Origin of the sequence: Macrococcus armenti, from assembly GCF_020097135.1 — a bacterium.
GTDB classification, from domain to species: Bacteria; Bacillota; Bacilli; order Staphylococcales; family Staphylococcaceae; genus Macrococcoides; species Macrococcoides armenti.
Genome location: NZ_CP083608.1, coordinates 1,446,139 through 1,471,822 on the forward strand (window position 1 = coordinate 1,446,139; position 25,684 = coordinate 1,471,822).

Annotated in this window: 20 protein-coding genes and 1 pseudogene; 4 read left to right on the top strand and 17 right to left on the bottom strand. The window is 36.6% G+C overall.

Annotated elements, in window-relative coordinates:
• Window positions 1–95: 95 nt before the first annotated feature.
• From coaE to LAU42_RS07630, 8 genes are all read right to left on the bottom strand, one after another.
• Entirely contained in the window at window positions 96–686 is a 591-nt protein-coding gene (gene coaE, locus LAU42_RS07595; protein ID WP_224183021.1) for a dephospho-CoA kinase, read from the bottom strand.
• Window positions 687–694: 8 nt separating this feature from the next.
• A complete protein-coding gene (gene mutM / locus LAU42_RS07600) occupies window positions 695–1,567 on the bottom strand; it encodes a bifunctional DNA-formamidopyrimidine glycosylase/DNA-(apurinic or apyrimidinic site) lyase (protein WP_224183022.1) in 873 nt (290 codons plus the stop codon).
• Between the two features lie 8 nt (window positions 1,568–1,575).
• Entirely contained in the window at window positions 1,576–4,203 is a 2,628-nt protein-coding gene (gene polA / locus LAU42_RS07605; protein ID WP_224183023.1) for a DNA polymerase I, read from the bottom strand.
• Between the two features lie 158 nt (window positions 4,204–4,361).
• The gene (gene pnpS, locus LAU42_RS07610) at window positions 4,362–6,074 is read right to left on the bottom strand and encodes a two-component system histidine kinase PnpS (RefSeq protein ID WP_224183024.1); all 1,713 of its coding nucleotides are present in this window, start codon (window positions 6,072–6,074) and stop codon (window positions 4,362–4,364) included.
• Window positions 6,067–6,780, bottom strand: coding sequence for a response regulator transcription factor (locus tag LAU42_RS07615; protein WP_224183025.1), 714 nt, complete (start codon window positions 6,778–6,780; stop codon window positions 6,067–6,069). The genes pnpS and LAU42_RS07615 overlap by 8 nt, the downstream gene beginning before the upstream one ends.
• Before the next feature lie 116 nt (window positions 6,781–6,896).
• Window positions 6,897–7,829: a malate dehydrogenase gene (gene mdh, locus LAU42_RS07620; RefSeq protein WP_224184777.1), complete on the bottom strand. Its 933-nt coding sequence runs from the start codon at window positions 7,827–7,829 to the stop codon at window positions 6,897–6,899.
• 61 nt (window positions 7,830–7,890) lie between these two features.
• Window positions 7,891–9,153, bottom strand: coding sequence for an NADP-dependent isocitrate dehydrogenase (gene icd / locus LAU42_RS07625; protein ID WP_224183026.1), 1,263 nt, complete (start codon window positions 9,151–9,153; stop codon window positions 7,891–7,893).
• Between the two features lie 23 nt (window positions 9,154–9,176).
• Window positions 9,177–10,295 (bottom strand): citrate synthase, encoded by a 1,119-nt coding sequence (locus LAU42_RS07630; protein ID WP_224183027.1) that lies wholly within the window; start codon window positions 10,293–10,295, stop codon window positions 9,177–9,179.
• Between the two features lie 201 nt (window positions 10,296–10,496).
• Here LAU42_RS07630 and LAU42_RS07635 point away from each other — a divergent pair.
• Window positions 10,497–11,923, top strand: a pseudogene (locus LAU42_RS07635) (amino acid permease).
• Between the two features lie 35 nt (window positions 11,924–11,958).
• On the opposite strand, the gene pyk reads toward LAU42_RS07635, so the two are convergent.
• The 7 genes from pyk to LAU42_RS07670 all read right to left on the bottom strand — a co-directional run bounded on the left by pyk (window position 11,959) and on the right by LAU42_RS07670 (window position 21,349).
• Window positions 11,959–13,719: a pyruvate kinase gene (pyk, locus tag LAU42_RS07640; protein ID WP_224183028.1), complete on the bottom strand. Its 1,761-nt coding sequence runs from the start codon at window positions 13,717–13,719 to the stop codon at window positions 11,959–11,961.
• Between the two features lie 67 nt (window positions 13,720–13,786).
• A complete protein-coding gene (gene pfkA / locus LAU42_RS07645; protein ID WP_224183029.1) occupies window positions 13,787–14,746 on the bottom strand; it encodes a 6-phosphofructokinase in 960 nt (319 codons plus the stop codon).
• A gap of 182 nt (window positions 14,747–14,928) precedes the next feature.
• Window positions 14,929–15,870: an acetyl-CoA carboxylase carboxyltransferase subunit alpha gene (locus LAU42_RS07650; RefSeq protein WP_224183030.1), complete on the bottom strand. Its 942-nt coding sequence runs from the start codon at window positions 15,868–15,870 to the stop codon at window positions 14,929–14,931.
• The gene (gene accD, locus LAU42_RS07655) at window positions 15,870–16,727 is read right to left on the bottom strand and encodes an acetyl-CoA carboxylase, carboxyltransferase subunit beta (RefSeq protein WP_224183031.1); all 858 of its coding nucleotides are present in this window, start codon (window positions 16,725–16,727) and stop codon (window positions 15,870–15,872) included. The genes LAU42_RS07650 and accD overlap by 1 nt, the downstream gene beginning before the upstream one ends.
• Before the next feature lie 5 nt (window positions 16,728–16,732).
• The gene (locus tag LAU42_RS07660; RefSeq protein ID WP_224183032.1) at window positions 16,733–17,167 is read right to left on the bottom strand and encodes a FadR/GntR family transcriptional regulator; all 435 of its coding nucleotides are present in this window, start codon (window positions 17,165–17,167) and stop codon (window positions 16,733–16,735) included.
• Window positions 17,168–17,248: 81 nt separating this feature from the next.
• Window positions 17,249–20,395, bottom strand: coding sequence for a DNA polymerase III subunit alpha (locus tag LAU42_RS07665; RefSeq protein WP_224183033.1), 3,147 nt, complete (start codon window positions 20,393–20,395; stop codon window positions 17,249–17,251).
• A 9-nt stretch (window positions 20,396–20,404) separates the two neighbouring features.
• Window positions 20,405–21,349 (bottom strand): DHH family phosphoesterase, encoded by a 945-nt coding sequence (locus LAU42_RS07670; RefSeq protein ID WP_224183034.1) that lies wholly within the window; start codon window positions 21,347–21,349, stop codon window positions 20,405–20,407.
• Window positions 21,350–21,413: 64 nt separating this feature from the next.
• On the opposite strand from LAU42_RS07670, the gene LAU42_RS07675 reads away from it, so the two are divergent.
• Window positions 21,414–21,770 carry a YtpI family protein gene (locus LAU42_RS07675; protein WP_224183035.1) on the top strand — a complete coding sequence of 119 codons (357 nt, stop codon included), beginning with the start codon at window positions 21,414–21,416 and terminating at the stop codon, window positions 21,768–21,770.
• Between the two features lie 78 nt (window positions 21,771–21,848).
• Here the strand turns inward: LAU42_RS07675 and LAU42_RS07680 are convergent, their stop codons facing one another.
• Together LAU42_RS07680 and LAU42_RS07685 are read right to left on the bottom strand one after the other, a co-directional pair.
• The gene (locus LAU42_RS07680; protein WP_224183036.1) at window positions 21,849–23,150 is read right to left on the bottom strand and encodes a DRTGG domain-containing protein; all 1,302 of its coding nucleotides are present in this window, start codon (window positions 23,148–23,150) and stop codon (window positions 21,849–21,851) included.
• A 28-nt stretch (window positions 23,151–23,178) separates the two neighbouring features.
• The gene (locus tag LAU42_RS07685) at window positions 23,179–23,859 is read right to left on the bottom strand and encodes a metal-dependent hydrolase (RefSeq protein ID WP_224183037.1); all 681 of its coding nucleotides are present in this window, start codon (window positions 23,857–23,859) and stop codon (window positions 23,179–23,181) included.
• Window positions 23,860–23,992: 133 nt separating this feature from the next.
• Between LAU42_RS07685 and LAU42_RS07690 the strand changes: the two genes are divergently transcribed.
• Window positions 23,993–25,060 carry a M24 family metallopeptidase gene (locus tag LAU42_RS07690; protein ID WP_224183038.1) on the top strand — a complete coding sequence of 356 codons (1,068 nt, stop codon included), beginning with the start codon at window positions 23,993–23,995 and terminating at the stop codon, window positions 25,058–25,060.
• On the top strand, window positions 25,057–25,671 hold the full coding sequence (locus tag LAU42_RS07695) for a copper homeostasis protein CutC (protein ID WP_224183039.1): 615 nt from the start codon (window positions 25,057–25,059) through the stop codon (window positions 25,669–25,671). Before LAU42_RS07690 ends, LAU42_RS07695 begins: the two co-directional genes overlap by 4 nt.
• The last annotated feature ends 13 nt before the right edge of the window (window positions 25,672–25,684 follow it).

Here is a 25,684-nt window from a genome sequence, read left to right on the forward strand (position 1 = left end):
AAGTGTTATACTAATACTTAGCATTAGTATATCACAATGAAAGCGCTTGTGAAGAGCAATTTTTACAAAATAAATAATTTTAATTTTTCGAAAATTTATATTGATGTATACTTCCTGATTAAACTGTCCAGTTGTTGATATAACGCGCATAAATCATCACTATTATCAATTACGACATCTGCCTTTTTTCGTTTATCTTCCATCGGCATCTGACTATTAATACGTGCATCTGCTTCTGACTCACTTAAATTGTTACGTTCCATTAATCTTGACTTCTGTATATAGTATGGCACATATACGACCCATACTTCATCAACAGTATGTTCAAGATGATTCTCATATAGTAACGGAATATCCATAATAACAGCTTTTCCTCGTTTCAATGCTGCGTCTTTTTCTTCGTCCATAATATTTCGAACGATCGGATGAACAATCTGATTCAGTATTTCACGCTTTTCTTTGTCGTTAAATATAATTGAACCGAGTAGCTTACGATTCAATGTGCCATCTTCATTTAAGGTACCGGGAAATGCTTCAGAAATTTGCTGTAACCCGTTTGACCCTTTCTCAACAGCTTTACGTGCTGCAATATCAGCATCTATTACTGCAAACCCATGTTCACTTAAATAATTTGCTACCGTCGTTTTACCGCTTGCAATTCCACCTGTTAAACCAATGACTGTCATAGTGCCCCCTACTTTTGACAATGCGTACAGTAATGTGTATTTCTCGTAGCAATGACTTTTGTCGTAATTGCATGTCCACAAGTACCGCACACTTTTTTGCCATATACATTAAATCTGTTCTGCATCGTACCGCTCTCACCTTCGGCATTACGATAATCCGAAATCGTAGATCCTCCGTAACGTATACCTTCTTCCAGCACAAACACAATTTTTTCATATAGTAATAACTTTTGTTTCTTACTTAATGCTTTTACTTTAGTATTCGGATTAATACGGGCAAGGTGTAACGCCTCACACGCATAAATATTCCCACAGCCACTTACTACTGAGTGCAGCATAATGACTTGTTTGATCGGTTTATTCTGATACTTCTGTAATAATAATTGGGATAAATAATGTGCCTGACCTTCTGCGCTAAATGGTTCAGGTGCAATTTGTGCATTGAATGTTTCAAACATTGCTTCATCCATCATTCTGAGTTCACCGAACCTTCTGATATCTGAATAGATGAGTTTATTACCATCGTTTAAAGAAAATGCAGCATGCCAATGTTTTCTATAATTTAAAACTGGAATCGATTCGATTGATGATACAACAAAATATGCGCCGGTCATCCCGAGATGACCGACCATATACTGAATATTTTCTCTGTTTATTAATTTAAAGATAATATATTTGCTGCGTCTAAAAACACTGTCAATTCGGTAATTTACACACATATCAGTAAATTGTTCAATCGTTGTTCCTTTAATAATTGTTGCTTTATTATTTGCTTTACCAGAATGTACTGCATCTGAAAACTGCACATCATTTATGATTAAATTCGTAATGCGCGGTTCTATACCACGCTTCACATGTTCTACTTCAGGTAATTCAGGCATAATTCCTCCTACTTCGCCTCGTACCAACTCTCCCCTGAATTATATTCAACTTCGAGTGGTACGTCTAAATCCATTGCGTTTTCCATAATATTTTTTACGAACAAACTAAATGCTTCAAGTTCTGCTTTAGGCACTTCAAAGATTAATTCATCATGTACTTGTAATAATAATCGCGCTTTAAAGTCTGTTGCTTTAACTTGTTCATTGTAATGCACCATCGCAAGTTTAATAATATCTGCTGCACTACCTTGAATCGGTGTATTCATTGCTGTACGTTCCGCAAATCCTCTTAAGTTGAAGTTACGACTCGTAATATCAGGAATATAACGGCGTCTATTAAGCAACGTCGTCACATAACCGTTTTGTTTCGCTTCCTGAATGATATCGTTCATATACGCTTTTACATTTGGGAAACTTTCCAGATAATTATCGATAAATTCCTGTGCCGCTTTTCGCGTTATTCCTAAACTCTGACTTAATCCATAATCACTGATTCCGTATACAATACCGAAGTTTACAGCCTTTGCCTGACGACGCATATTGCTTGTAACATCCTCTTTACTGACATCGAAGACTTTCATCGCTGTTTTCGTATGAATATCAATGCCTTGATTAAAAGCGTCAAGCATTCCTTTATCACCAGTAATATGTGCGAGAACGCGAAGTTCAATTTGTGAATAATCCGCTGCAAATATAACAGAATCTGGTTCGCTTGGCACAAATGCTTTTCTTATCTTTCTACCTTCATCCAGTCTGACTGGTATGTTCTGTAAGTTCGGATCAATTGATGACAGTCGTCCTGTCTGTGCAATAACTTGATTGAATCGCGTATGAATTTTTCCATCTTCTCCGATTAGTTTCTGCAAACCTTCAACATATGTTGACTGTAACTTAGATAATGTTCTGTAAAGTAATATATCTTCGATTATCGGATGTTTACCTATTAACGATTCCAGTACATCTACCGCTGTTGAATAACCTGTTTTCGTTTTCTTCTTTTTCGGTGAATCGAGCGCTAAATCTTCAAATAACACAACTCCAAGCTGTTTCGGAGAATTAATATTAAATGTGCTACCAGCATGATTGTGAATACGTGTAACAAGTTCATCAAGACGCACTTGTATTTCATTCTGCATATCCTTTAACGTCTCTTTGTTCACTTTAATACCTTGCATTTCCATTTCAGCAAGTACTAAAGCAAGCGGAAGTTCAAGTTCGGTTAATAATTCAAGCTGTTCCAGTTCTTTTAACTTTTCTATCTGAATCGGTGTTACTTCATGAATCGCATTTACTTCTGCTGCGATATGTTTGAATAATATGTGCTGTTCTGGCACATGCATCTTTGCACCTTTACCAAATATCATTTCGTCAGATTCAACATAATGCACGTTATGCAATTGGGCGCTTTGTGCAACATCGATAATTTTAAGCGCAGGATCTAGTAAGTAAGTAGCAAGCATCATACAGTGCGCAATACCTTGAATTTCAATGTTCAGTCTATTGAACAGTACTTTCGTTTCCTTCGCATCATAAACAAATTTATTAACATCGCTGCTTTTCAAAGCTTCTATAAATGAAGTGTTGTGCACTAATGCATCAGGTTCAACGACAAATGTCTCACCTTGAACGCATATTCCAACACCTATAATTTCATTTTTTAAGTAATTATCCTGAAAACAGCGAATGCGTATATCCATCGACTGTACACTAGAGAAATCAAACGAATTGAATGCCTCATTAATGATAATTTCCTTCTCTTCCTTAACTTGTGTCGTGGAATCGAGCTGCTCTAACATTTGTTTAAAGTCCAGTTCCTGGAACAGTGCAATTTTTCTACTCTCATCTTTTTCAGGTAGCAACGTATCTGCTAACGTGACATTTATCGGTGCGTCTATGTTAATCGTCGCAAGCTGTTTACTCATTAATGCATCTTCTTTATGATTCGTTAAATTTTCATTTAACTTTTTACCTTTAATATGTTCGAGATTTTCAAGGACAGCTTCGACAGTTCCATATTCATGCAGCAGTTTAAGTGCAGTTTTCTCACCAACACCAGGCACTCCCGGAATATTATCTGATTTATCTCCCATCAATCCTTTCAGATCTATAATTTTTTTCGGTTCAAATCCATATAAATCTTGAATGAATTGTGGTGTATATTTGTCAATTTCCGTTACACCTTTTTTCGTGTAATAAATGGTTACATAGTCACTCGCAAGTTGTGTTAAATCTCGGTCACCAGTAACGATAATCGTTTCAAGTTGCTTCTTTGTTGCTTCTTTCGCTAGCGTACCGATAATATCATCCGCTTCATACATATCCTGTTCATAATGTTTAATCTGATAAGCTTCAGCAAGCTTTCTAATGTACGGAAACTGTTCACTTAACTCTGAAGGTGTCTTTTGACGACCACCTTTGTAATCTTTATATGTTTCATGACGGAACGTTGTTTTCCCGGCATCAAATGCAATTAAAAAGTGTGTCGGTTGTTCTTCTTTAATTAATTTTTCAAGCATAAGTGTAAATCCGTATATTGCATTTGTGTGTAAATTAGATTGATTTTTTAGAAGTGGTAATGCATAGAATGCACGGAATGCAATACTATTACCATCAATTAATATTAGTTTATCAGCCATAATTTCCTCCTGAACTGTAGTACTCATAGTTTACCATAAATTAAACACAAAAACGCCTGACGTGGTTACGTCAGGCGTTCAAGCTTCAAAATGAAAGGGTCTTTATTTATTATAAATGAGAAATATTAATTTATAGTAAATCTTACGTAAATTAAATATTAATAAAGAAATTGTTTCAGTTTAATTCTAAACGTCGAACCTTTACCAAGTTCACTTTCGACTTCAATTTCTCCATTAAACACTTCAATAATATGCTTAACGATTGCAAGTCCAAGTCCAGTACCACCTGAATCTCTACTTCTCGCTTTATCCACACGATAAAAACGTTCAAATATTCGTTCTGTCTCATCTGGTGCGATTCCGATACCTTCATCTATAATTTCAACGATACATTCACCGTCCATCAAAAATGTTTTAACGGTTATTTGTGCGTTTTCCGGAGAATAGTTTACTGCATTCGATAATAGGTTAATCATTACTTGCTTCAGTTTACTCGGCTCAGCTAACACATATAAATCTTTTTCCAGCTGCAGATTAAATTTAATATTTTTCTTCTCAGCTAACGGATGCACCACTTCAACACTATTAAAGACTTTCTGTGGCACGTTAACTTTAGACATTTTGAAATGATTTGCCTGTTCGATTTTAGATAACTCGAGCAGTTCACTTACGAGCACCTGTATTCTGTTCGATTCTTTCAATATAATATTTAAGAACATTTCAAGTGTTTCTGGTTCTTCTTTCGCGCCGTCCAGTAATGTTTCTGCAAATCCTTTAATACTTGTAATCGGTGTTTTTAATTCATGAGATACGTTTGCGACAAAATCTTTACGCATTTGTTCAAGTGTCTTTAGTTGTGTAATATCGTGAAGTACGATAACGATTCCTTCAATGCGCTTACGTTTTTTAGAAAGTACAGGTACGACAGAAACATCGAAGAACTTTTTATGGACATTTACTTTCATTTCAAGCGCTTCACTAACCGGTTTCTCTGTAGCGATTGCTTCTTTAATCATCCGTTTAACATCCGTACTTTCAACTACATTGTCATAATGATCACGTGCAATCGGATTACCACGATTAAATTGCTTTAAATACGTTTCGTTCGCAATTAACACTTCACCATAATTATTGACGAGCATCGTTGCTGAAGGTATGTTCTGCAATATCGTTTCAAGTCGATTACGCTGTAGCTTCTGTTCATTCATAAAGTCCTGTAGCGTTCTTGCAAGAATGTTCGTACTGATAAATAAGTCTTTCGTTTCAGTAACATTACTTTCAGGCACTCTTACTTTATAATTTCCGCTCGCCAGAAGTTTAGAAGCGTATGTCACTTCTTTAATCGGCTGTATATAACTTTTATTAATATATCTGACAATAAAGTATAAAATCGGCATAATTGTAACGAGTATGAGTGTGATATATTTCCATGAAGTCGTATTTAATATCGATAACATATTAGACTCATGAAGTAAATAAATAACTGAATCTCCATATGATACTTTATATATTCCTATACGCTCTTCAGTATCATATCTGAAATCATTATCATCAGACAGTCCTGTCGTATATTTAGATAACATTTTTTCAAAATCCTGTGGCTTGAGCCCATCAGATACAAACAGCGTCTTATTGTTTTTCTCAACTAAAATTTTATATGCATGTTCACGTTCATAAACTTTCATCAATGCATTAAAATCTGCATTTTTACGATAGGCGTTTATTACTTTTGCATCTTGAGCCATCGTTCGCTTAATTGAAACTTTCATATCATTTGAGATGGATGCTGTAATAAACATCCCGACTAAAAGAAAGCTCACAACAAATAATGTTGTAAGCATAATTAAAAGCTTTCGCTGGAAACTAATCATTACGTTTCGGGTAATCCAGCTTATATCCTAAACCACGTACGGTTTTAATATATTGTGGCTGCTTTGGATTTTCTTCAATTTTCTCTCTCAAATGACTGATATGTACGTCAACAATACGCGAGTCTCCTGCAAATTCATAATTCCATACAGAATTTAACATATGTTCACGCGTAATGACACGTCCCTGACGTTCAATTAAGTAAATAAGTAACTCAAATTCTTTCGGAGTTAAATCAATCAGTTCATCATTTCGGTAAGCTTCAAAGTGTTCAGGTAAAATCTTTAACTTACCAATAATGATTTCTTTATTTTCTTTCGAAGTATCTGATTGTTTTATTGATTGTGAACGCCTTAAAATCGCTTTAAGTCTCGCCGTTACTTCTCTAGGCGAGAAAGGTTTTGTCATATAATCATCCGCTCCAAGTTCTAATCCTAGAACTTTGTCAAATTCATCATCCTTTGCTGTAAGCATTAAAATCGGTACCTGGTTCTTCTCACTTCGAACAGCTTTACAAACTTCAACACCATCCATCTTCGGTAGCATCAGATCAAGAACGACAATATCCGGATCTTCAGAAAATATTTTATTCAAACCATCTTCACCATCGAATGCTGTTACCACTTCAAACCCCGATTGTTCAAGATTATATTGTAATAACGTAACAATCGATTGTTCATCATCTACAACTAATACTTTCTGACTCATCCAATCCCTCCAAAACCATATATACAAACTCATTATATATTACAATAAATATATATGGCTACACCTAATCAACAATCTTCACAAACTCGTATTAATGTTTACATAAAATTAACAAACTATTTTAATGCTTTCATAACATCTCGAACTGCAGCTGCAGATTTACTGAATGCATCCTTTTCTTCATCAGTTAATGAAAATTCAATAATACGCTCAACACCATCACTACCAAGTGATGCCGGCACTCCAATATAGAGATCCTTCTCATCATAATCGCCGTCTAAATGTGCGATAACCGGTAGTATACGTTTTTGGTCGTATAGAATTGCTTCCGCCATTTCGACCATCGCTGCAGCAGGCGCGTAATACGCAGAACCATCTCCTAATAATTTAACAATCTCCGCCCCACCTTTACGTGTGCGTTCAATAATTTGATCAATCATCTGCTGCTCCATTATTTCATTAATCGGCACCCCACCAACATGTGAATGACGGATTAATGGTACCATCGTATCACCATGCCCACCAAGAACGACACCATGAACGTCCTTAACAGATACATTTAAAGCTTCAGAAATAAATGTTCTGAAACGCGCTGTATCCAGTACACCAGATTGCCCCATTACTCTCGAATGCGGGAAACCTGTTACTTTTTGAACTGTATATGTCATAGCATCAACGGGATTTGTTAATACGATAATTTTGCATGCTGGGGCATGTTCTTTAATTTGCTCACTTACGTCAATCATTACTTGCTGATTAATCTGTACGAGATCATCTCTCGTCATACCTGGCTTACGTGCAGCACCTGCAGTAATCATAACGATATCAGAATTTGCAATATCTTCGTACTGACTCGTTGCGTGGATGTGCACACTGTTATTAAACACAGCCATTGACTGCAGCATGTCTAATGCTTTCCCTTTTCCTTTTTCAAGGTTACGTTCTAAATCTACGAGTACGATGTCAGCAAGCCCTTTTTGAGCCGCGATAAATGCAGCCGTCGCACCTGTAAATCCACTACCGATAATACTAATTTTCTTATTCACAATTGTTGCCTCCCTTTAAAAAAAGCAGTTAAATGAATAAAATTCAAATAACTGCTCATTAATATTACATATTTTTAATTAACTTATCTGCAAATTCGCTACATTTAACTTCTGTAGCACCATCCATTAAACGTGCAAAGTCATATGTTACAACTTTAGATGCAATCGTTTTTTCCATTGATTTCGTAATTAAATCCGCTGCTTCTTTCCAGCCAAGATGTTCTAATAATAACACACCACTTAAAATAACTGATGATGGGTTTACTTTATCTAATCCAGCATATTTCGGAGCTGTACCATGTGTCGCTTCGAAAATTGCATGACCTGTCTCGTAGTTAATGTTTGCACCTGGAGCGATACCAATACCACCTACTTGTGCTGCTAATGCATCAGAAATATAATCTCCATTTAAGTTCATTGTCGCAACAACATCAAATTCTGCAGGACGTGTTAAGATTTGCTGTAAGAAAATATCAGCAATTGAATCTTTAATTAAAATTTTACCAGCAGCTAATGCTTCATCTTGCGCTTTATCTGCAGCTTCAGTACCTTCTGCTTCTTTAATCTTATCGTATTCAGCCCAAGTAAATACTTTATCGCCAAATTCACGTTCAGCTAAATCGTAGCCCCATTGCTTAAATGCACCTTCAGTAAATTTCATAATATTACCTTTATGCACTAATGTTACTGACTTACGACCTTCTGTAATTGCATAGTTAATCGCTGCACGGACTAAACGCTCAGTTCCCTCTTTAGAAACTGGTTTAATACCGATACCTGACGTTTCAGGGAAACGAATATTTTTAGCACCCATTTCATCCTGAAGAAATGCGATAACTTTCTTAACTTCTTCAGTACCTTCTTTAAATTCAATACCTGCATAAATATCTTCAGTGTTCTCACGGAAAATGACCATATCTGTATCTTCTGGACGTTTTACTGGTGATGGTACACCTTCAAAGTAACGAACTGGACGCAGACAAGTAAACAAATCTAACTGTTGACGTAATGCAACGTTTAATGAACGAATTCCACCACCGATTGGTGTTGTTAAAGGTCCTTTTATTGCAATTAAATATTCATCGATAACATCTAATGTTTCCTGTGGTAACCACTCACCTGTCGAATCGAATGCTTTTTGACCAGCTAAAACTTCTTTCCATTCAATTTTCTTATCACTATTATATGCTTTTTCAACTGCTGCATCTAAAACACGACTTGCAGCATTCCAAATATCAGGACCAGTACCGTCTCCAATAATAAATGGTACTACAGGATTGTTCGGTACGTTTAATACTCCGTTTGAATTTGTAATTTTCTCAGCCATTATTAATTCCTCCAGTTATATTATTATCTTTCTTCGATTGGTACGTATTTTCTGCCTACTTCACCGACATAGTTCGCACGTGGACGAATAATGCGATTGTCGCTATATTGTTCTAAAATATGTGCAATCCATCCAGACGTACGGCTCACTGCAAAGATAGGCGTAAATAAATCATGCTCAATTCCCATTGAATGATATACAGTTGCTGAATAGAAATCTACGTTTGGTAATAATCCTTTTTTCTCTTTTAAGATGTCTGCAATTTTAACTGACATATCGAATAATTCTTTCTGACCTGTTTCATCAGTAATTTTACGTGACATTTCCTTTAAATACTTCGCACGTGGATCACCATTTTTGTAAACGCGGTGACCGAATCCCATAATTTTCTCTTTGTTTTCAATCTTCTCATTAATATAAGATTCAACATTTTCAATTGAACCGATTTCAGTTAACATCTTCATTACTTGTTCATTAGCACCACCATGTAATGGTCCTTTTAATGCGCCTGCTGCTGCAACAACACCTGAATACATATCAGATAATGTTGACACTGCAACACGTGCTGTAAATGTTGACGCATTTAATTCATGATCTGCATGAAGGATTAATGCCTTATTGAAACCTTCTTCCTGAACTTTCGTAGGCTCCTCGCCGAATAACATATATAAGAAGTTCGCTGCATAACTTAAATCTTTTTTCGGTTTAACTACTTCCTTACCTTGACGTACACGTGCAAATGCTGCAACAAGAGAAGCAACTTTAGCCTGAATGCGCATCGCTTTATTCATATGAGCATCTTCGTCAAACTCATCAGCACGTGGATCGAAATGTGCTAAATAAGAAAGTGAAGTACGTAGTCCTGTCATTGGATGAACTTCATCAGCTGTATAATCTTCAAAATGACTGTACATTCTAGGATGTAAATTCATAAATTCAAATAATTGTGATTTTAAATCTTCTAGTTCTACCTTAGTTGGTAATCTAAAGTTCCATAATAAAAAAATAACCTCTTCAAACGAAGCATTTTCAGTTAAATCATCAATATCGTAACCAGCATATGTCAACTGGTCGCCAACGATAGAACTAACTTTTGTATTCGATGCGACAATTCCTTCAAGACCTTTAACTAATTCCGCCATTCTTATTTCCCCTTTACAACAAGATTTTGCTACGCCCAATGTAACGGCTTTCACACTTACAATTATATCTAATCGTCACTATTTTGTGAATGATTATGAATTATATTAGTTTTTTATTGAAAGTGATAAGTTTTAATTATAATAAAACCCAAAAAATAGTTTGAGTTTTTTGATAATTCGATACATAATAGACAAATACTAATGAAAGAAGGAATATTTGTGGAAAAAAAATTAAATAATAATGCTTCTAATGATTTACAACGTTCATTATCAAATCGCCATATACAGCTTATTGCAATTGGTGGGCTATCGGAACTGGATTATTTTTAGGAGCAGGTAAATCTATCAGCTTTGCCGGACCGTCTATATTACTGACGTATTTAATCATCGGACTTTTCTTATTTCTATTTATGAGAGGGCTTGGTGAATTACTGTTATCAAATACAAACTATCATTCCTTTACAGATATAGCACGAGATTATTTAGGTGACTTTATGGGTTACATAACTGGCTGGACATATTGGTTCTGCTGGGTTGTAACTGGGATGGCCGAAGTTACAGCTGTAGCAAAATACGTACAGTTCTGGTGGCCGGACTTCCCGACATGGGCATCATCATTTATTTGTATCATCATTTTGATGGGCCTGAACTTATTAACTGCTAAATTATTCGGTGAACTTGAATTCTGGTTTGCGATTATAAAAGTAATTACAATTGTAGCATTAATTTTAGTAGGTATTGTATTAATCATCATCGGATTTGAAACGAAATTTGGCCACGCATCTATTTCGAATATATGGTCACATAACGGGATTTTTCCGAATGGTATGAACGGATTTTTACTGAGCTTCCAGATGGCGATTTTCAGTTTCGTAGGAATTGAGTTGATCGGTGTAACTGCCGGCGAGGCACAGGACCCTAAAAAAACATTACCACGTGCGATTAACAGTGTACCAATTCGTATCGTATTGTTTTATATCGGATCACTTATCGTATTAATGAGTATAACACCGTGGGATAAGATAGACCCAAATGAAAGTCCATTCGTTAAGTTCTTCGGACTTATCGGTATAGGGATTGCAGCAAGTTTAATCAACTTTGTCGTAATAACTTCTGCATCTTCATCTTGTAACAGTGGAATATTCTCAAACAGCCGTATGTTATTCGGTTTAAGTAAAAACTTCTCTAAAGGTAATGACAGCTTCTTCCAGCGTACGAATAAAGCAGGTGTACCAGCGAATGCCGTTGTATTCTCAAGCGTATTACTTTTAATCTCAGTTTTACTGAACTACTTTATCCCGAATGCAAATGCTGTATTCACGCTTGTGACAACAGTCGCAACGGTTTTCTTTATCGTAGTCTGGTCAATTATAATGATTGCGTACTTAAAGTACTTAAAAACACGTCCTGAGTTACACAAAAACAGCATTTACAAAATGCCTGGTGGAAAATTATCAGCATATATCGTAATTGCGTTTTTCGGATTTGTGTTCCTGTTATTGTTCATGGCAGAAGATACACGTATGGGACTATTAGTATCACCATTATGGTTTGTGCTGCTTGCAATTATGTACTACGTTCAAGGTGGATTTAAAAAAGATAATTTTGAAAAACATAATTATAGATAAAAAAGAAGATAGAGACTTATGTCTCTATCTTCTTTTTAGTTTACTTTTGCATGTCCGATATATACTTTATTCTGTTGTGCATCAACTGTAACTAATGCACCATTTTCTAACGTATTCATAACGTCCTGTACACCTACTATTGTAGGTTTACCTAAATTAAGTCCAACAACAGCGGCATGTGACGTTAAGCCACCTTCTTCAGTTACGATTGCAACTGCCTGCTCAAGGTATGGTACCATGTCTGCATCAGTTTGTGGTGCTACGACAACTTTATCTGACATATCAATGCCATGTAAAGCCTCTGCACTCTCCGCTTTAATAACTTTACCATGTGCAGCTGTTCTGCCGATACCCGTACCTGCGGCAATAACATCTCCAATTAAGTGAATCTTCATTAAGTTCGTAGTTCCCGCTTCACCTGTTGGGATACCAGCTGTTATGATGATTAGATCTCCATTTTCTACAGTACCCACTTCAATTGCAGCTTGAACAGACTTATCTAATAATTCATCCGTTGTAGATTTACCTGTTTTAACAACTGGAATTACACCCCATACGAGCGCTAAATGTCTTGCAGTTTCTTCATAAGGTGTAACCGCAATAATATGTGCGTGCGGACGATATTTAGAAATAGTTTGCGCAGTCGTACCACTTTCTGTTGCAGCAACTATCGTCTGAACGTTTAAGTTTAATGCTGTATGTGCAACAGAAACACCGATTGCATTCACCATTGAAGGTTGGTTTAATTTCGTACGATCTGAAAGCATACGTTTATAATCTTGTGCTTCTTCAGCTGCAAACGCGATGTTATGCATCGTTTTCACCGATTCTTCCGGATATAAACCTGCAGCAGTTTCTCCAGATAACATTACCGCATCACTGCCATCATAAATTGCATTTGCAACGTCACTTGCTTCCGCTCTCGTACAACGTGGATTACGCTGCATAGAATCTAACATTTGCGTTGCTGTAATTACCGGTTTCCCTAATATATTACACTTTTGAATGAGTTCTTTTTGTACTAACGGTACTTGCTCAGCTGGAATTTCAACACCCATATCCCCACGCGCAATCATTAATCCGTCTGATACTTCAAGAATTTGGTCAATGTTTTTAATACCTTCTTCATTTTCAATCTTCGGAATGATATTAATATAATCACAGTTATGCGCTTCTAATATTTCACGAATTTCAAGTACATCACTTGCACGACGTACGAAAGAAGCCGCGATAAAGTCAACACGTTGCTCGATACCAAACTTAATATCAGCAGCGTCTTTATCTGTAATACCAGGTAAGTTTACTTTAACACCTGGTAAGTTAACACCTTTTTTATTCTTTAGTTCCCCTGCATTGATAACGTCACATACAATTTTACCTTCATTATGCAGAATGTCCTTTACTTTAAGTTCGATTAAACCGTCATCTAATAAAATTGTAGAACCGACATGAATATCGTTAATTAGATCTGAATATGTTACTGAAAACTCAGCTGGTGTACCTACAACTTCCTGCATGTTAATAGACACTGTTGACTCTTTTACAAGTTCAATCTTGTCATTTTCCATATTATGCGTTCTAATTTCAGGACCTTTCGTATCTAATAAAATCGCAACTGTCTTATTTAATTTTTGAGCTACTGAACGAATTGTTTCGATACGTGCCTGATGTTCTTCATGAGAACCATGAGAGAAGTTCAAACGCGCAACGTTCATTCCTGCATTCATTAATTTCTCCAGCATTTCTGGTGATTCAGAAGCTGGTCCAATCGTACATACTATTTTAGTTTTTCTCATATTATATGAGCCTCCATTTTTTGTTACATCATTTGTTTAATACATTGTAAATCATTGTTACATAGCTTTAAATTGATAATTCATTAGATAAGTGATACATCTTATCATCTAAATGATGAACTGCTGAGAAGATATCATCAAATTTCGTTTTAGATAACTGGTTGTTCTGAATCCCTACTGCAAGGCCTGATTCACCTTCCATTAATAATTCAACTGCAAATCCACCAAGTCGGCTTGCGAGTACTCTATCCAGTCCTGAAGGTGATCCTCCACGCTGCATATGGCCAAGTACAGATATACGCGTATCTACATTAATATATTTTTTCAGTTCGTTACCACATTCTTCACCCGACATAACACCTTCTGCAACAACGATGATTGAGTGTTTCTTTCCACGTTCAATACCTTGCTGAATTTTATCCGCAATCACCTTAACGTCTTTACGGTGTTCTGGACATAATACTGTTTCAGCGCCTCCTGCAAGACCTGACCATAATGCTAAATCACCTGCATCACGTCCCATTACTTCTACGATAAATGTACGTTCATGACTTGAAGCAGTATCACGAATTTTATCGATTGCTTCTACAATAGTGTTAAATGCAGTATCAAAGCCTATCGTAAAGTCCGTACCATTAATATCATTATCAATCGTACCCGGAATACCGATTGTTTTAATGCCTTCTTCGTTTAAGCGTTGTGCTCCACGGTAGCTACCATCTCCACCGATAACGACTAAACCTTCAATACCGAGTTGTTTTAAGTTTTCAATCGCTACTTTACGTACTTCAGGGTCCTTAAATTCTGGGCAACGTGCCGATTGCAGGAACGTTCCACCGCGTTGAATTTTATCCCCAACAGTACCGCGTTCCATTTTTTTTATGTTGTTATTAATTAACCCTTGGTAACCTTGATAAACACCATATACTTCCATATCGTGGAACATCCCTTTACGTACAACTGCACGTACTGCAGCGTTCATTCCTGGTGCATCGCCACCACTAGTTAATACAGCTATCTTTTTCATATGTATTCCTCACTTTGCGTATTCTTTATCTTTAAATTAACACATTACTATGACATTATCCATTAATATCACATGTTCGTAACAATGAAAACGTTTTAAATTGCAATAATTGAAAAACGTTGCCAAAGTATTGATTTGACAACGTTTTCATAAGTTTTAAAGATTGATTTTTATCACGCAGTTTAAAGCGTTCCAATTGCACGATACTTATCGTAACGCTGAGCTATAATTTCTTTATCTGACATCGTTTTTAACTGTTTTAAGTAAGTTTCAATTGAAGAATCGATACGCTTACTTTGTGTTTCAACATCACGATGTGCCCCACCAAGAACTTCTTCTATTACTTCTTCAACAATACCGAGTTCAAGTAAGTCAGGTGCTGTAATTTTCATCGTCTCAGCTGAAAGTTGTGCGAGCGAACTGTCTTTCCACAACAATGCTGCTGCACCTTCTGGGGAAATAACTGAATACGTTGCGTTTTCGAGCATGAGCAGTACATTACTCACACCTAATCCGAGTGCACCTCCACTACCCCCTTCTCCGATAACGATTGAAATGACCGGTACACGCAATGCAGACATCTCGACTAAGTTGCGGGCAATAGACTCACTTTGTCCACGCTCTTCTGCCGCTTTACCAGGATACGCACCTTTCGTATCGATAAAACAAATAATCGGACGATTAAACTTATCTGCCTGTTTCATAAGGCGCATCGCTTTACGATAGCCTTCAGGATGGGCCATTCCAAAGTTACGGTATATATTATCTTTCGTTTCCTTCCCACGTTGATGACCGATAACTGTTACAGGCTGACCATTAAATGTAGCAATGCCTCCTATTATCGCCGGATCATCCCTAAAATTACGATCGCCGTGTAACTCAATAAAATCATCAAATATATATTGAATATAATCGAGTGTCGTCGGACGTTCTGTTAGACGGGCAATCTGCACGCGCTGCCACGGTGTTAAGTTTTTATGAATCTCAGTAAATCGCTCTTCCTTTTTTGCTTTTAACATTTCCAGTTCCTGCGATAAATCGACTTGAGATGCTTTCATATATTGTTCAATATCATTAATTTTCGTTTCTATATCTCGTATCGGTTGTTCAAAATCTAATGGCATTATGCTTCACCTCTGTTATGTAACTTAAGAATTGTTGTTAATACTTCTTTCATTTCATTGCGGTGTACGACTTTATCCAGCTGTCCATGCTCAAGTAAAAATTCTGCAGTCTGAAAATCGTCGGGCAGTTTTTCATTAATCGTCTGCTCTATAATACGTCTACCTGCAAAACCGATTAAGCTTTCAGGTTCTGCTAAATTAATATCTCCAACTGATGCGAAACTTGCAGATACACCGCCTGTAGTCGGATGTGTCATATAAGCGATATAGAGTAATCCCGCTTCACTATGGCGATTAAGCGCCACGCTAACTTTTGCCATCTGCATTAAAGAAAGTATACCTTCCTGCATTCTGGCACCACCACTTGCCGTAAAAATAATAAACGGCATATTGTTACGTGTTGCATGCTCAATTGCACGCGTAATCTTCTCACCAACGACTGTACCCATTGAACCCATTCGAAATCGCGAGTCCATAACCGCAATGCCTGTTTTATACCCGTTAATCGTTCCGCTACCAGTAACAACCGCTTCGTTCAGATCTGTTTTCGCCTTATCTTTCTCAACTTTCTCTTCATAGTTTGGAAAATTTAACGGATTTACAGTTTCAACGTGCGCATCCAATTCTACAAATGAGCCCTTATCCATAAGTGCATCAATACGTTCATATGCGTTAATTGCCATATGGTGATCACAATGAAAACATACATTTAAATTTTCCTGTAATTCTTTCGTGTACATGATTTTTTCACATTTCGGGCATTTCACCATTATCCCTTCAGGTACATCATTATCTTTCATATGTTTGACTGTCACATACTTTTTCTTTTTGCTTTTTTTGAAGATATCTTTAAACAAATCACTTACACCTCTTCCTTATACGTTGCTTCATAATGCTTCAGTAATCGCCATACTCTATACATTATTGTATTGCGATTATTCAATCGTTCTTCGATTGTTTTTGAATCGTCTTGTGGAATGCTCTGTTCAATCATATGTATAAAATCTTTAATTTCACCTTTTTGTGCTCTTGAAGTAATTAAATAACCACTAATTAATTCAAAAAACTGGTTATTGTCCATATCTGATAAAAACGTACCTTCACCGCGCCTCGTTTCAATGACACCTAATATTTCAAGTGCACGTAATGCTTCACGTATACTTGAGCGACTAATGTTCAGCAAGTCACTTAAATGACGTTCTGAAGGAAGTTTATCACCAGACTTTAATCCATCATTTTTTATCATGCGGTCAATTTCTTCTAAAACGTTATTGAACCCTTTATGGGGCGTGTTCACATACATTTCCTCCTAACAAAAAATCCTTAGTGGTCTGACCACTAAGGATAAATATATCATAATGTTAAATTTTTAGAAAGTTTATATGATTCGAATATCTTCAGAATTGTAATTTTCTACAAACGTGTGTATCATCTCTTTTGAAACAGTACCGAGTATAGTTTGTGTTCCATCAAAATGAATGACACTTATCGGCCCACCGTCTAGTAACATGTTATCTTTAAGGGGCTTTCTAATATAAATGTGCTGCGCATGCTCAAATATAAATGCCTTAAATGCCTCTATTTCCAGTATTGTATCTGCTATATAGTTTTCTTTCCCATTACGTTTATCAAACTTTCCTTTTACAACGATCATTGCGTGATCCTGAATGAGTGATTCATATTTTTTGAACACTTCAGGGAAACATACGATATCAATAACGTCCATACCGTCAAAACCACTAATAAACGCCATCGGTTGACCTTTTTTTGTTCGTATTCTGCGCACACCATCTATAAAAATGAGCATATAATGATGATCTAATTGCTGTGCCACTTTAAATAGCGGCAAATATTGCAGACTGTTAAACTTCGTTTCAACTGGATGATACGTTAAATAAAATCCAAGCACTTCTTTTTCGTATTCTGCTTTTTTCATATCTGACATTTCTTCATGTATGATATAGTCTTTCTTCTTGCTCAGGCCAAGCGACTGCAGAAAACTATCTTCTCCATCACCCGTACGTTCAACATCGAGTACCATATCAAGGGTCGCAAGTAACGTTGCTCGTGTATGTCCGAACGAATCAAAGCTTCCGGCATGTATGAGTGACTCCATTAAAGCTTTCGTGGCAATTCGTGACGGTATTCGTGCACAAAAATCATATATATCTTTAAAAGGTCCTTGTTTACGCGCTTCAATGATTTCCTGAACACTTTTATATCCGATTCCTTTAATCATACCAAGCGAATTTAAAATGCCGTCCTTATACGTTCTGTAATACCAGTGCGCCTTATTAATATCAGAAGGATAAATCGAAATACTGCGCTTTTTTACTTCATCGATGATTTCTTTCGTTTTTAGCTCACTGCCAATTTGATTACTTAATATGGCCGCATAAAAAATATTAGAATAGTGCACCTTTAAGTACATCATCCAGTAAGCAATTTTCGCATATGCAACTGCGTGCGCTTTCGGAAAGCCATAGTTTGCAAACTTTAAGATTAAATCATAAATTGCCTCAGCAGTTTGTGCATCATATCCGTTTCGGATACTACCTTCGATAAAGTGTGATTTCTCAGTTAACAGAACAGACATATCTTTCTTACTCATTGCACGTCGTAATATATCTGCTTCACCGTAACTAAATCCGGCAAACTGATTAGCGATCTGCATAATCTGTTCCTGATATATAATAACACCGTATGTATCTTTCAGAATAAATGCCAGATCATCGTGAATATATTCAACTGTTGTATACCCATGCCTTCTATCAATATATACCGGTATTTGTTCCATTGGGCCTGGACGATATAATGCGAGTACTGCAACGATATCATTAAAATTATTCGGTTTCAGACGTTTCAGTACATTTCTGATTCCGTCTGATTCAAGCTGGAATATTCCTGTCGTATCACCTTCAGAAAGTAAGGCATACACTTTTTCATCATCTAAAGGTATATCATTTAAATTAACTTGTTGATTAAACTGTGCTGCAACTTGATTTTGTACATTATGAATAATTGATAAATTCTTTAATCCAAGAAAGTCGATTTTAAGTAGTCCGATTGCTTCAACTTCAGTCATCGTCCATTGCGTAAGTATAGTCCCATCACCTTGAATAAGTGGTACGTAATCCGTCAGCAGCTGATCATGAATAATCACACCTGCTGCATGCGTCGAAGTATTTCTTGGGAGCCCTTCTAATGCATAAGCGATTTCAAACCATTTCCTACGTCGCTCATCCGCTTCAATAAACGACATAAACTGTTCGTTTTCCATCACATCATCGAGCGTTATGCCGACTCTTTTTGGAATGAGCGCGCTTACTGCTTTTAAATCATCTTCCGAAAACTGAAGAATACGTCCCGTATCGCGCATAACCGCTCGTGCATTCAAATGACCAAACGTTACGATACCACTGACATTATATCCTCCGTATTTATCAACAACATACTGGATGACTTGATCTCGCTTCGTATCTTCAAAGTCAATATCAATATCCGGCATCGTCACACGGTCAGGATTTAAAAAGCGCTCAAATAGCAAATTATACTGAATCGGATCGACTTCTGTTATGCCTAATACGTAACTAATAAGTGAGCCACTCGATGAACCACGTCCAGGTCCTACTAATATGCCATTTGATTTAGCATATTGAATAAGATCTCCGACAATTAGGAAATAATCTGAATAACCCATGTTTTTTATCACTTCATACTCATAACGCAGTCGCTTTTCATACGTGTCATCAAAATGAGGCAACTGCGTCTTCTTCTGTTGCAATAATTCCAGTAAATATTCATCACTCGTCATATTGTCAATTGGATATTTCGGCATTGTTGCACGCAATGATGATAAATCCACATTGCATCGTGATGCGATTTCATGGGTTGCTGCGATAAACGTTGGATCTACGCCAATATCAAGAATCTGTGCTTCTTCTTTAAAGTTTGCTGTACCAGCCTGAATACGTAATGTTTCAAGCGGGAGTTTTCTGTTCTCTTCAATCGCATTTAAAACTTCTAAATGCTGTACGTCTTCAGCATTTAAATATAACACATCTGCGATATAGACTTGTTTGCCACAATTAATGCTTTCATGGCATACATATACATCTTGAACAGCTTCGACGAAATGTTGCTGACCTTCCTGCACAGCTTTGAATATGAAAATCATACCCGTCTCATATTGCTTCAGCCAGTTCAGTGGCGTATGTACAACACCTTTTAACTGAATACGTGATGATAACTTAAAAAGATTGAGTAATCCTGTATTATCTTTTGCAAGACAAACCGCACGCACTTCATGCAAACCGTCCGTAACAGATATTTCCATACCGATAATCGGCTTTATCTCATTAAGAACACATGCTTTATAAAATGATTGCACACCAAATAATACATTAAAGTCTGTAATTGCAACTGCACTTTGCTGCTCTTTTTTCACTCGTTGAACAAGCGCATCAATTTCGACCGTTGAATGTAATAAATCATATGCTGAATGTACATTTAAATGAACAACCATTTATTTCACCTACTCGTTTACGATTTTTTTCAGATCAATTAATAACTGCTTTAATTCCGCTTCGCTGTATACTGATGCACCGCTTGCGAGTGGATGCCCCCCACCATTATATTTCGCAGCAAGTTCATTGATTACAGGACCTTTACTTCTTAACCTTACACGAATCTCTTTATCTTCATCTACTGCAAATGCCCACGCACTCATATCTTTAGCATCTGCAAATGCATTTACAAAAAGTGATGCGTCACTTGCGGAAATATCGAACTGCTGTAATATCTCTTTTGTTATGAATATATGACCTACACCATCTTCAAGTTTAAAGTTCTGCAGTACAAATCCTTGAAACTGCATGCCTTTCGCATCACGTTCCTGCATTTTATTAATCATTGCTGTATGATCAATATCATAAGCTAGTAAAGATGCTGCGATTTCCATTGTTCTCGGTGATGTATTGCTGAATAAGAAACGTCCTGTATCACCGACAATCCCGATAAATAAGCATCGTGCGACCGATGCATCAATATAATCCTTACCGTATCCTGCAAAGGTGAGGATTTCGTAAATCATTTCACTTGTCGAAGATGCATGAGTATCTACAATATTTAATGTACCATATTGATCTACAGGTGGATGGTGATCAATTTTAATGACTTTATCACATAATGAATAACGCGCATCATCTATTCTCGGTGCATTTGCAGTATCAAGAACGAGTGCGAGCGCACCTTTAAATCTGTCATCAGTGAGCTGATCCATTTCACCGATAAATTTTAAATTATCGATTGTTGTACCTACAACAAAAACAGATTTATTTGGGTGCATTTTTTTTATAGCTTGCTGCAGTCCGATTTGTGAACCTAATGCATCAGGATCCGGTCTTACGTGTCTGAATATAATAATTGTGTCAAAACTGTTAATCTCGTTAATAAGTATATCGATTTGTTGTTTATTCATAATAACTCCTTTATTTACTAATTTTCAATTCGTTGATATAATCGGAAAGACTGGAGGTTATTATATGGAGTATATTTTTCCGATTATTATTTCAGCAACCGTTACAATAATGCTGTTTTCATTTATGTTTACGATTTATAATATTGCAATGTATTTCAGAACGGTGAAAGAAGTTCGTCGCGCCTGGTACCGTGCACGTGCACGTCAATACTTTGCAATCGTCATGTTTGCATTTGCAATCAATCAGATGATGCTATTTAATTACTGGTATACGTATGTCATCTGCGCAATTTTAATTATCTTCGCAATTGCAAACTACCAGTATGCAATTCGAGCGAAACGTTACTTTGAATCACACTTTGATGAAGAAGATGCAGCTTGGGATGCATTAAAGAAAAAGCAGCAGCAAAAGGTACGTTAAAATAAGAAAACTACATGAAAAAGGGGATGGGACAAATTGTCTTATCCCCTTAATGCTTCATGTAGAAAACGTACTTTATTAATAAAAGTGCTCTATCACCTGTACCGTACATAAAGATTTTGCGACCGGTTGATTCTGAACGCTTAGTGTCACTTCAACTTTCGCCGCTTTACGTCCAAGGTCCAACAAGCTGAAAGTAACCGTCACTTCACTATCCATCTGTACTGTTTTAATGAAAAATATATCAATGTTATCAATTAATATATCGCCTTTTATATGTTTTTTCATTTCGTAGTTAATCGTCTCTTCAATAATCGCTAAATATACAGATTTGCTTAACATACCGAATTGATTCGACATTTGAGGTGAAATTTTTACGTTGATGAAATCATCTTCAAACGTCATCTTCTTTAATACCTGGTCGTTAATCGTATCTCCCATATGCGGCTGACGGTCAACAATCTGCATCGCCTTTAATACATCTTCTCTTGAGACGATACCTAACAAGTTGTTATAGCGTGAAACGACTGGTAACAACTCGATACTCTCCCATATCATAATGTGTGCACAACTCGCTACCGTTGAGTTTAAGTTAACAGAAACCGGGTTTTTCGTCATTACTTTTTTAATTTTTTCATTCATGCTCTGACCGAGTACATCTTTACTCGTCACGATACCACTAAGTTTATTGTTATCATCCAGCACCGGAAAACGCGTATGCTTTGAAGACTCTGATATATGATGCCAATCGCTTACAGTATCATTTTCTCTTAAATAAATTGTATCATCCGGTTTAATCAATATATCTTGCGCTGTTAAAACTTCCTTTTTAATTAACTGATCATAAATCGCACGATTGATCATGTTTGCGACTGCAAATGTATCAAAATTTGATGAAATGATTGGTAGTTCAAGTCTGTCTGCCATCTGTTTTACTTCATCTGTTACATCAAATCCACCGGTAACAAGTACAGCAGAGCCTTTCGAAAGTGCTAGTTTCTGCACTTCACTTCTATTACCGACAATCAGTAAAGTGTTTTCACCGATATACTTCTCTACATCGTGCAGCTCCATCGCTCCGATTGCAAACTTCGTAAGTGACTTATGCAGTCCTTCACGACCACCGATAACATGCCCGTCAATAATATTTACAATTTCAGCAAATGTTAAATTATCAATTGTGTTACGTTTTTTCTTCTCGATTCGAATCGTCCCGACACGCTCAATCGTTGAAACGATACCATTATTCTCCGCTTCTTTAATTGCACGATAAGCAGTACCTTCTGATACACGTAATACTTTCGCGATTTGTCTGACAGATATTTTTGAACCAATCGGTAAATTATTAATATGTTCTATTATTTGTTCATGCTTCGTCAATGTGCCACCTAGTTTCTACTATATTGAGCTAAAATGAAACAGATTGACCGCTCTCTAATACTTCAACCTGAGTGTTCACTTGAGTTACGAAGTCATTAACATCGACTTCTATATACGGAAATGTATTATAGTGTATTGGAACCGCAATTTTCGGTTTAATCAGCGCATTCACCGCATAAGCTGCATCACTTGTTCCCATCGTGAAATTATCACCAATAGGTACGAAACATACATCTACAGGATGATGTTCTGCAATTAGTTTCATATCAGAGAATAAACCAGTATCTCCGCAATGATAAACCGTTTTATCTCCAAGTGTGAATACGAGTCCACATGGCATACCTAAGTAGATAATTTCACCGTCTTCAGTAATCGAATTACTATGGAACGCCTGTACATATTTGACTTTACCGAATTCAAAAGCAATATTACCACCAATATTCATCGGATGCGTATTCGTAACACCTTTAGCAGATAAATAATCACAAAGCTCTGGCGTACCGATAACTTTCGCACCTGTGCGTTTTGCAATCGCAACTGTATCACCAAGATGATCTCCGTGTCCATGCGTCAGAATTATAAAATCCGCTTCTACAGTATCCGCATTTAAATCTGATAATTTATTGCCTGTAATAAATGGGTCTACAATGACTTTCTTTCCATTGTGCTCAAAACTGATACAAGATTGTCCATGAAAAAAGATTTCCATTATAACACCTCTCTCTTATTATTAACTCTATTATACATGAATAAAGCTTCAATTAAAAAGGCGACCACTTAAAATTGAATAATATACGAATGTCTACTAAACTAGAGTTATTATGATAAAAGGAGCGACATAGATGAAAACGATAGAAAAATTACAAAGTTATATGGAATCTCATAATATTGATTATGTCTGGATTACTACACCAGAAAACATCAATTATTATAGCGGGTTTCTATCAGATCCACATGAAAGACTGACAGCATTGTATGTTTCAGCATCATTAACAGCGTTAGTCGTACCAGGCATGGAAGTAAACGATGCAAAAGCTGCCTCAAATTTAACTGTAATCGGATACTCAGATACAGAAAATGCATTTGAAGTTGCAAAGCTTGCATTACAAATTCCAGACAGTATTGATTTATATATTGAAGAAGAACACGTTACAGTTAAGCGTGAGAAATTAATTAACGAACATTTTAAAACGAAAAGCTTACAACCGATAGATCAAGTGATTAAAGATATGAGAAATATTAAATCAGACGAAGAAATTGACCTGTTAAAAATCGCTGCTCAATATGCAGATAAAGCTGTAGCAATTGGTGTGGATGCACTTAAAGTCGGTATTTCTGAATCTGAAGTTGTACAAATTATCGAAACAGAAATGAAACGTATCGATGGCATATCAGGTATGAGTTTCAGTACGATGGTACTCTTTGGCGATCATGCGGCAAGTCCGCACGGAACTCCAGGCAGCCGTACTTTACAAAACGACGAATACGTCCTCTTTGACTTAGGCGTAATCTATAAAGGCTACTGCTCTGATATTACGCGTACAGTCGCTTTCGGAAACCCTCCGAAATTACATCAGGAGATTCATGCAATCGTTACAGAAGCAAATAAACGCGCAATTAAAATCGTGAAACCGGGTGTAACAATAAGTGATATTGATCGTACTGCCCGAGACTATATTACAGAACAAGGATACGGTGAATACTTCCCGCATCGTTTAGGTCATGGTCTTGGCATAAGTGTACATGAATTCCCGGATATTTCTTCAAGCAATTCAGATACATTAAAGCCTGGAATGGTCTTTACAATCGAGCCTGGCATATACTATCCGAATGAAGTTGGCGTACGTGTCGAGGACGATATATTCGTTACAGAAGACGGATACGAAATTTTAACAGGCTATAAAAAATGATAAAGTATACGATCGCAGAAAACTTTAACGATTTATTCCAATACGTTAATAATGGCGCAACACATATCGCCATACAACAAACAGGTTTGACTGCAAGTTACGGTTTTATGAAACTTGCAGTTGAATACTGTCACCCACTGAACGTTAAAGTATATGCAGTAATTAACCCACGCATTGAAAGTCATTGCTATACGTTATTTGATACAGAAATGATGCGCGAAGACATCATCCAGTTTAATAAGCTCCACGTAGATGGCTTTATATTCGGTGCATTAGACCGAGATAACGGGCTTGATATTAAAACGATGCGCACGCTTGTTCAAACTGCCGGAAGTACACCTGTTATTATGAGTACTGCATTTGATAAAATTCCGATGCGTACACAGTTAAAAGCAATGGATGCACTTATCGATATGGGCATATCTGCATTAATGACGCATGGAAGTGCTTCGTACTTAAGTTCTGTAACTGAAAACATACATCAACTCGGACGACTGCTCAGACATTCAAAAGGGCAAATCGAAATTATTCCAGAAGTTATGTCTGATTCAGAAATTAAGAAATTAACAGAATGGATACCGTTTCAATATGTATACGGAAGAGATATTTAATATGAACAACGGC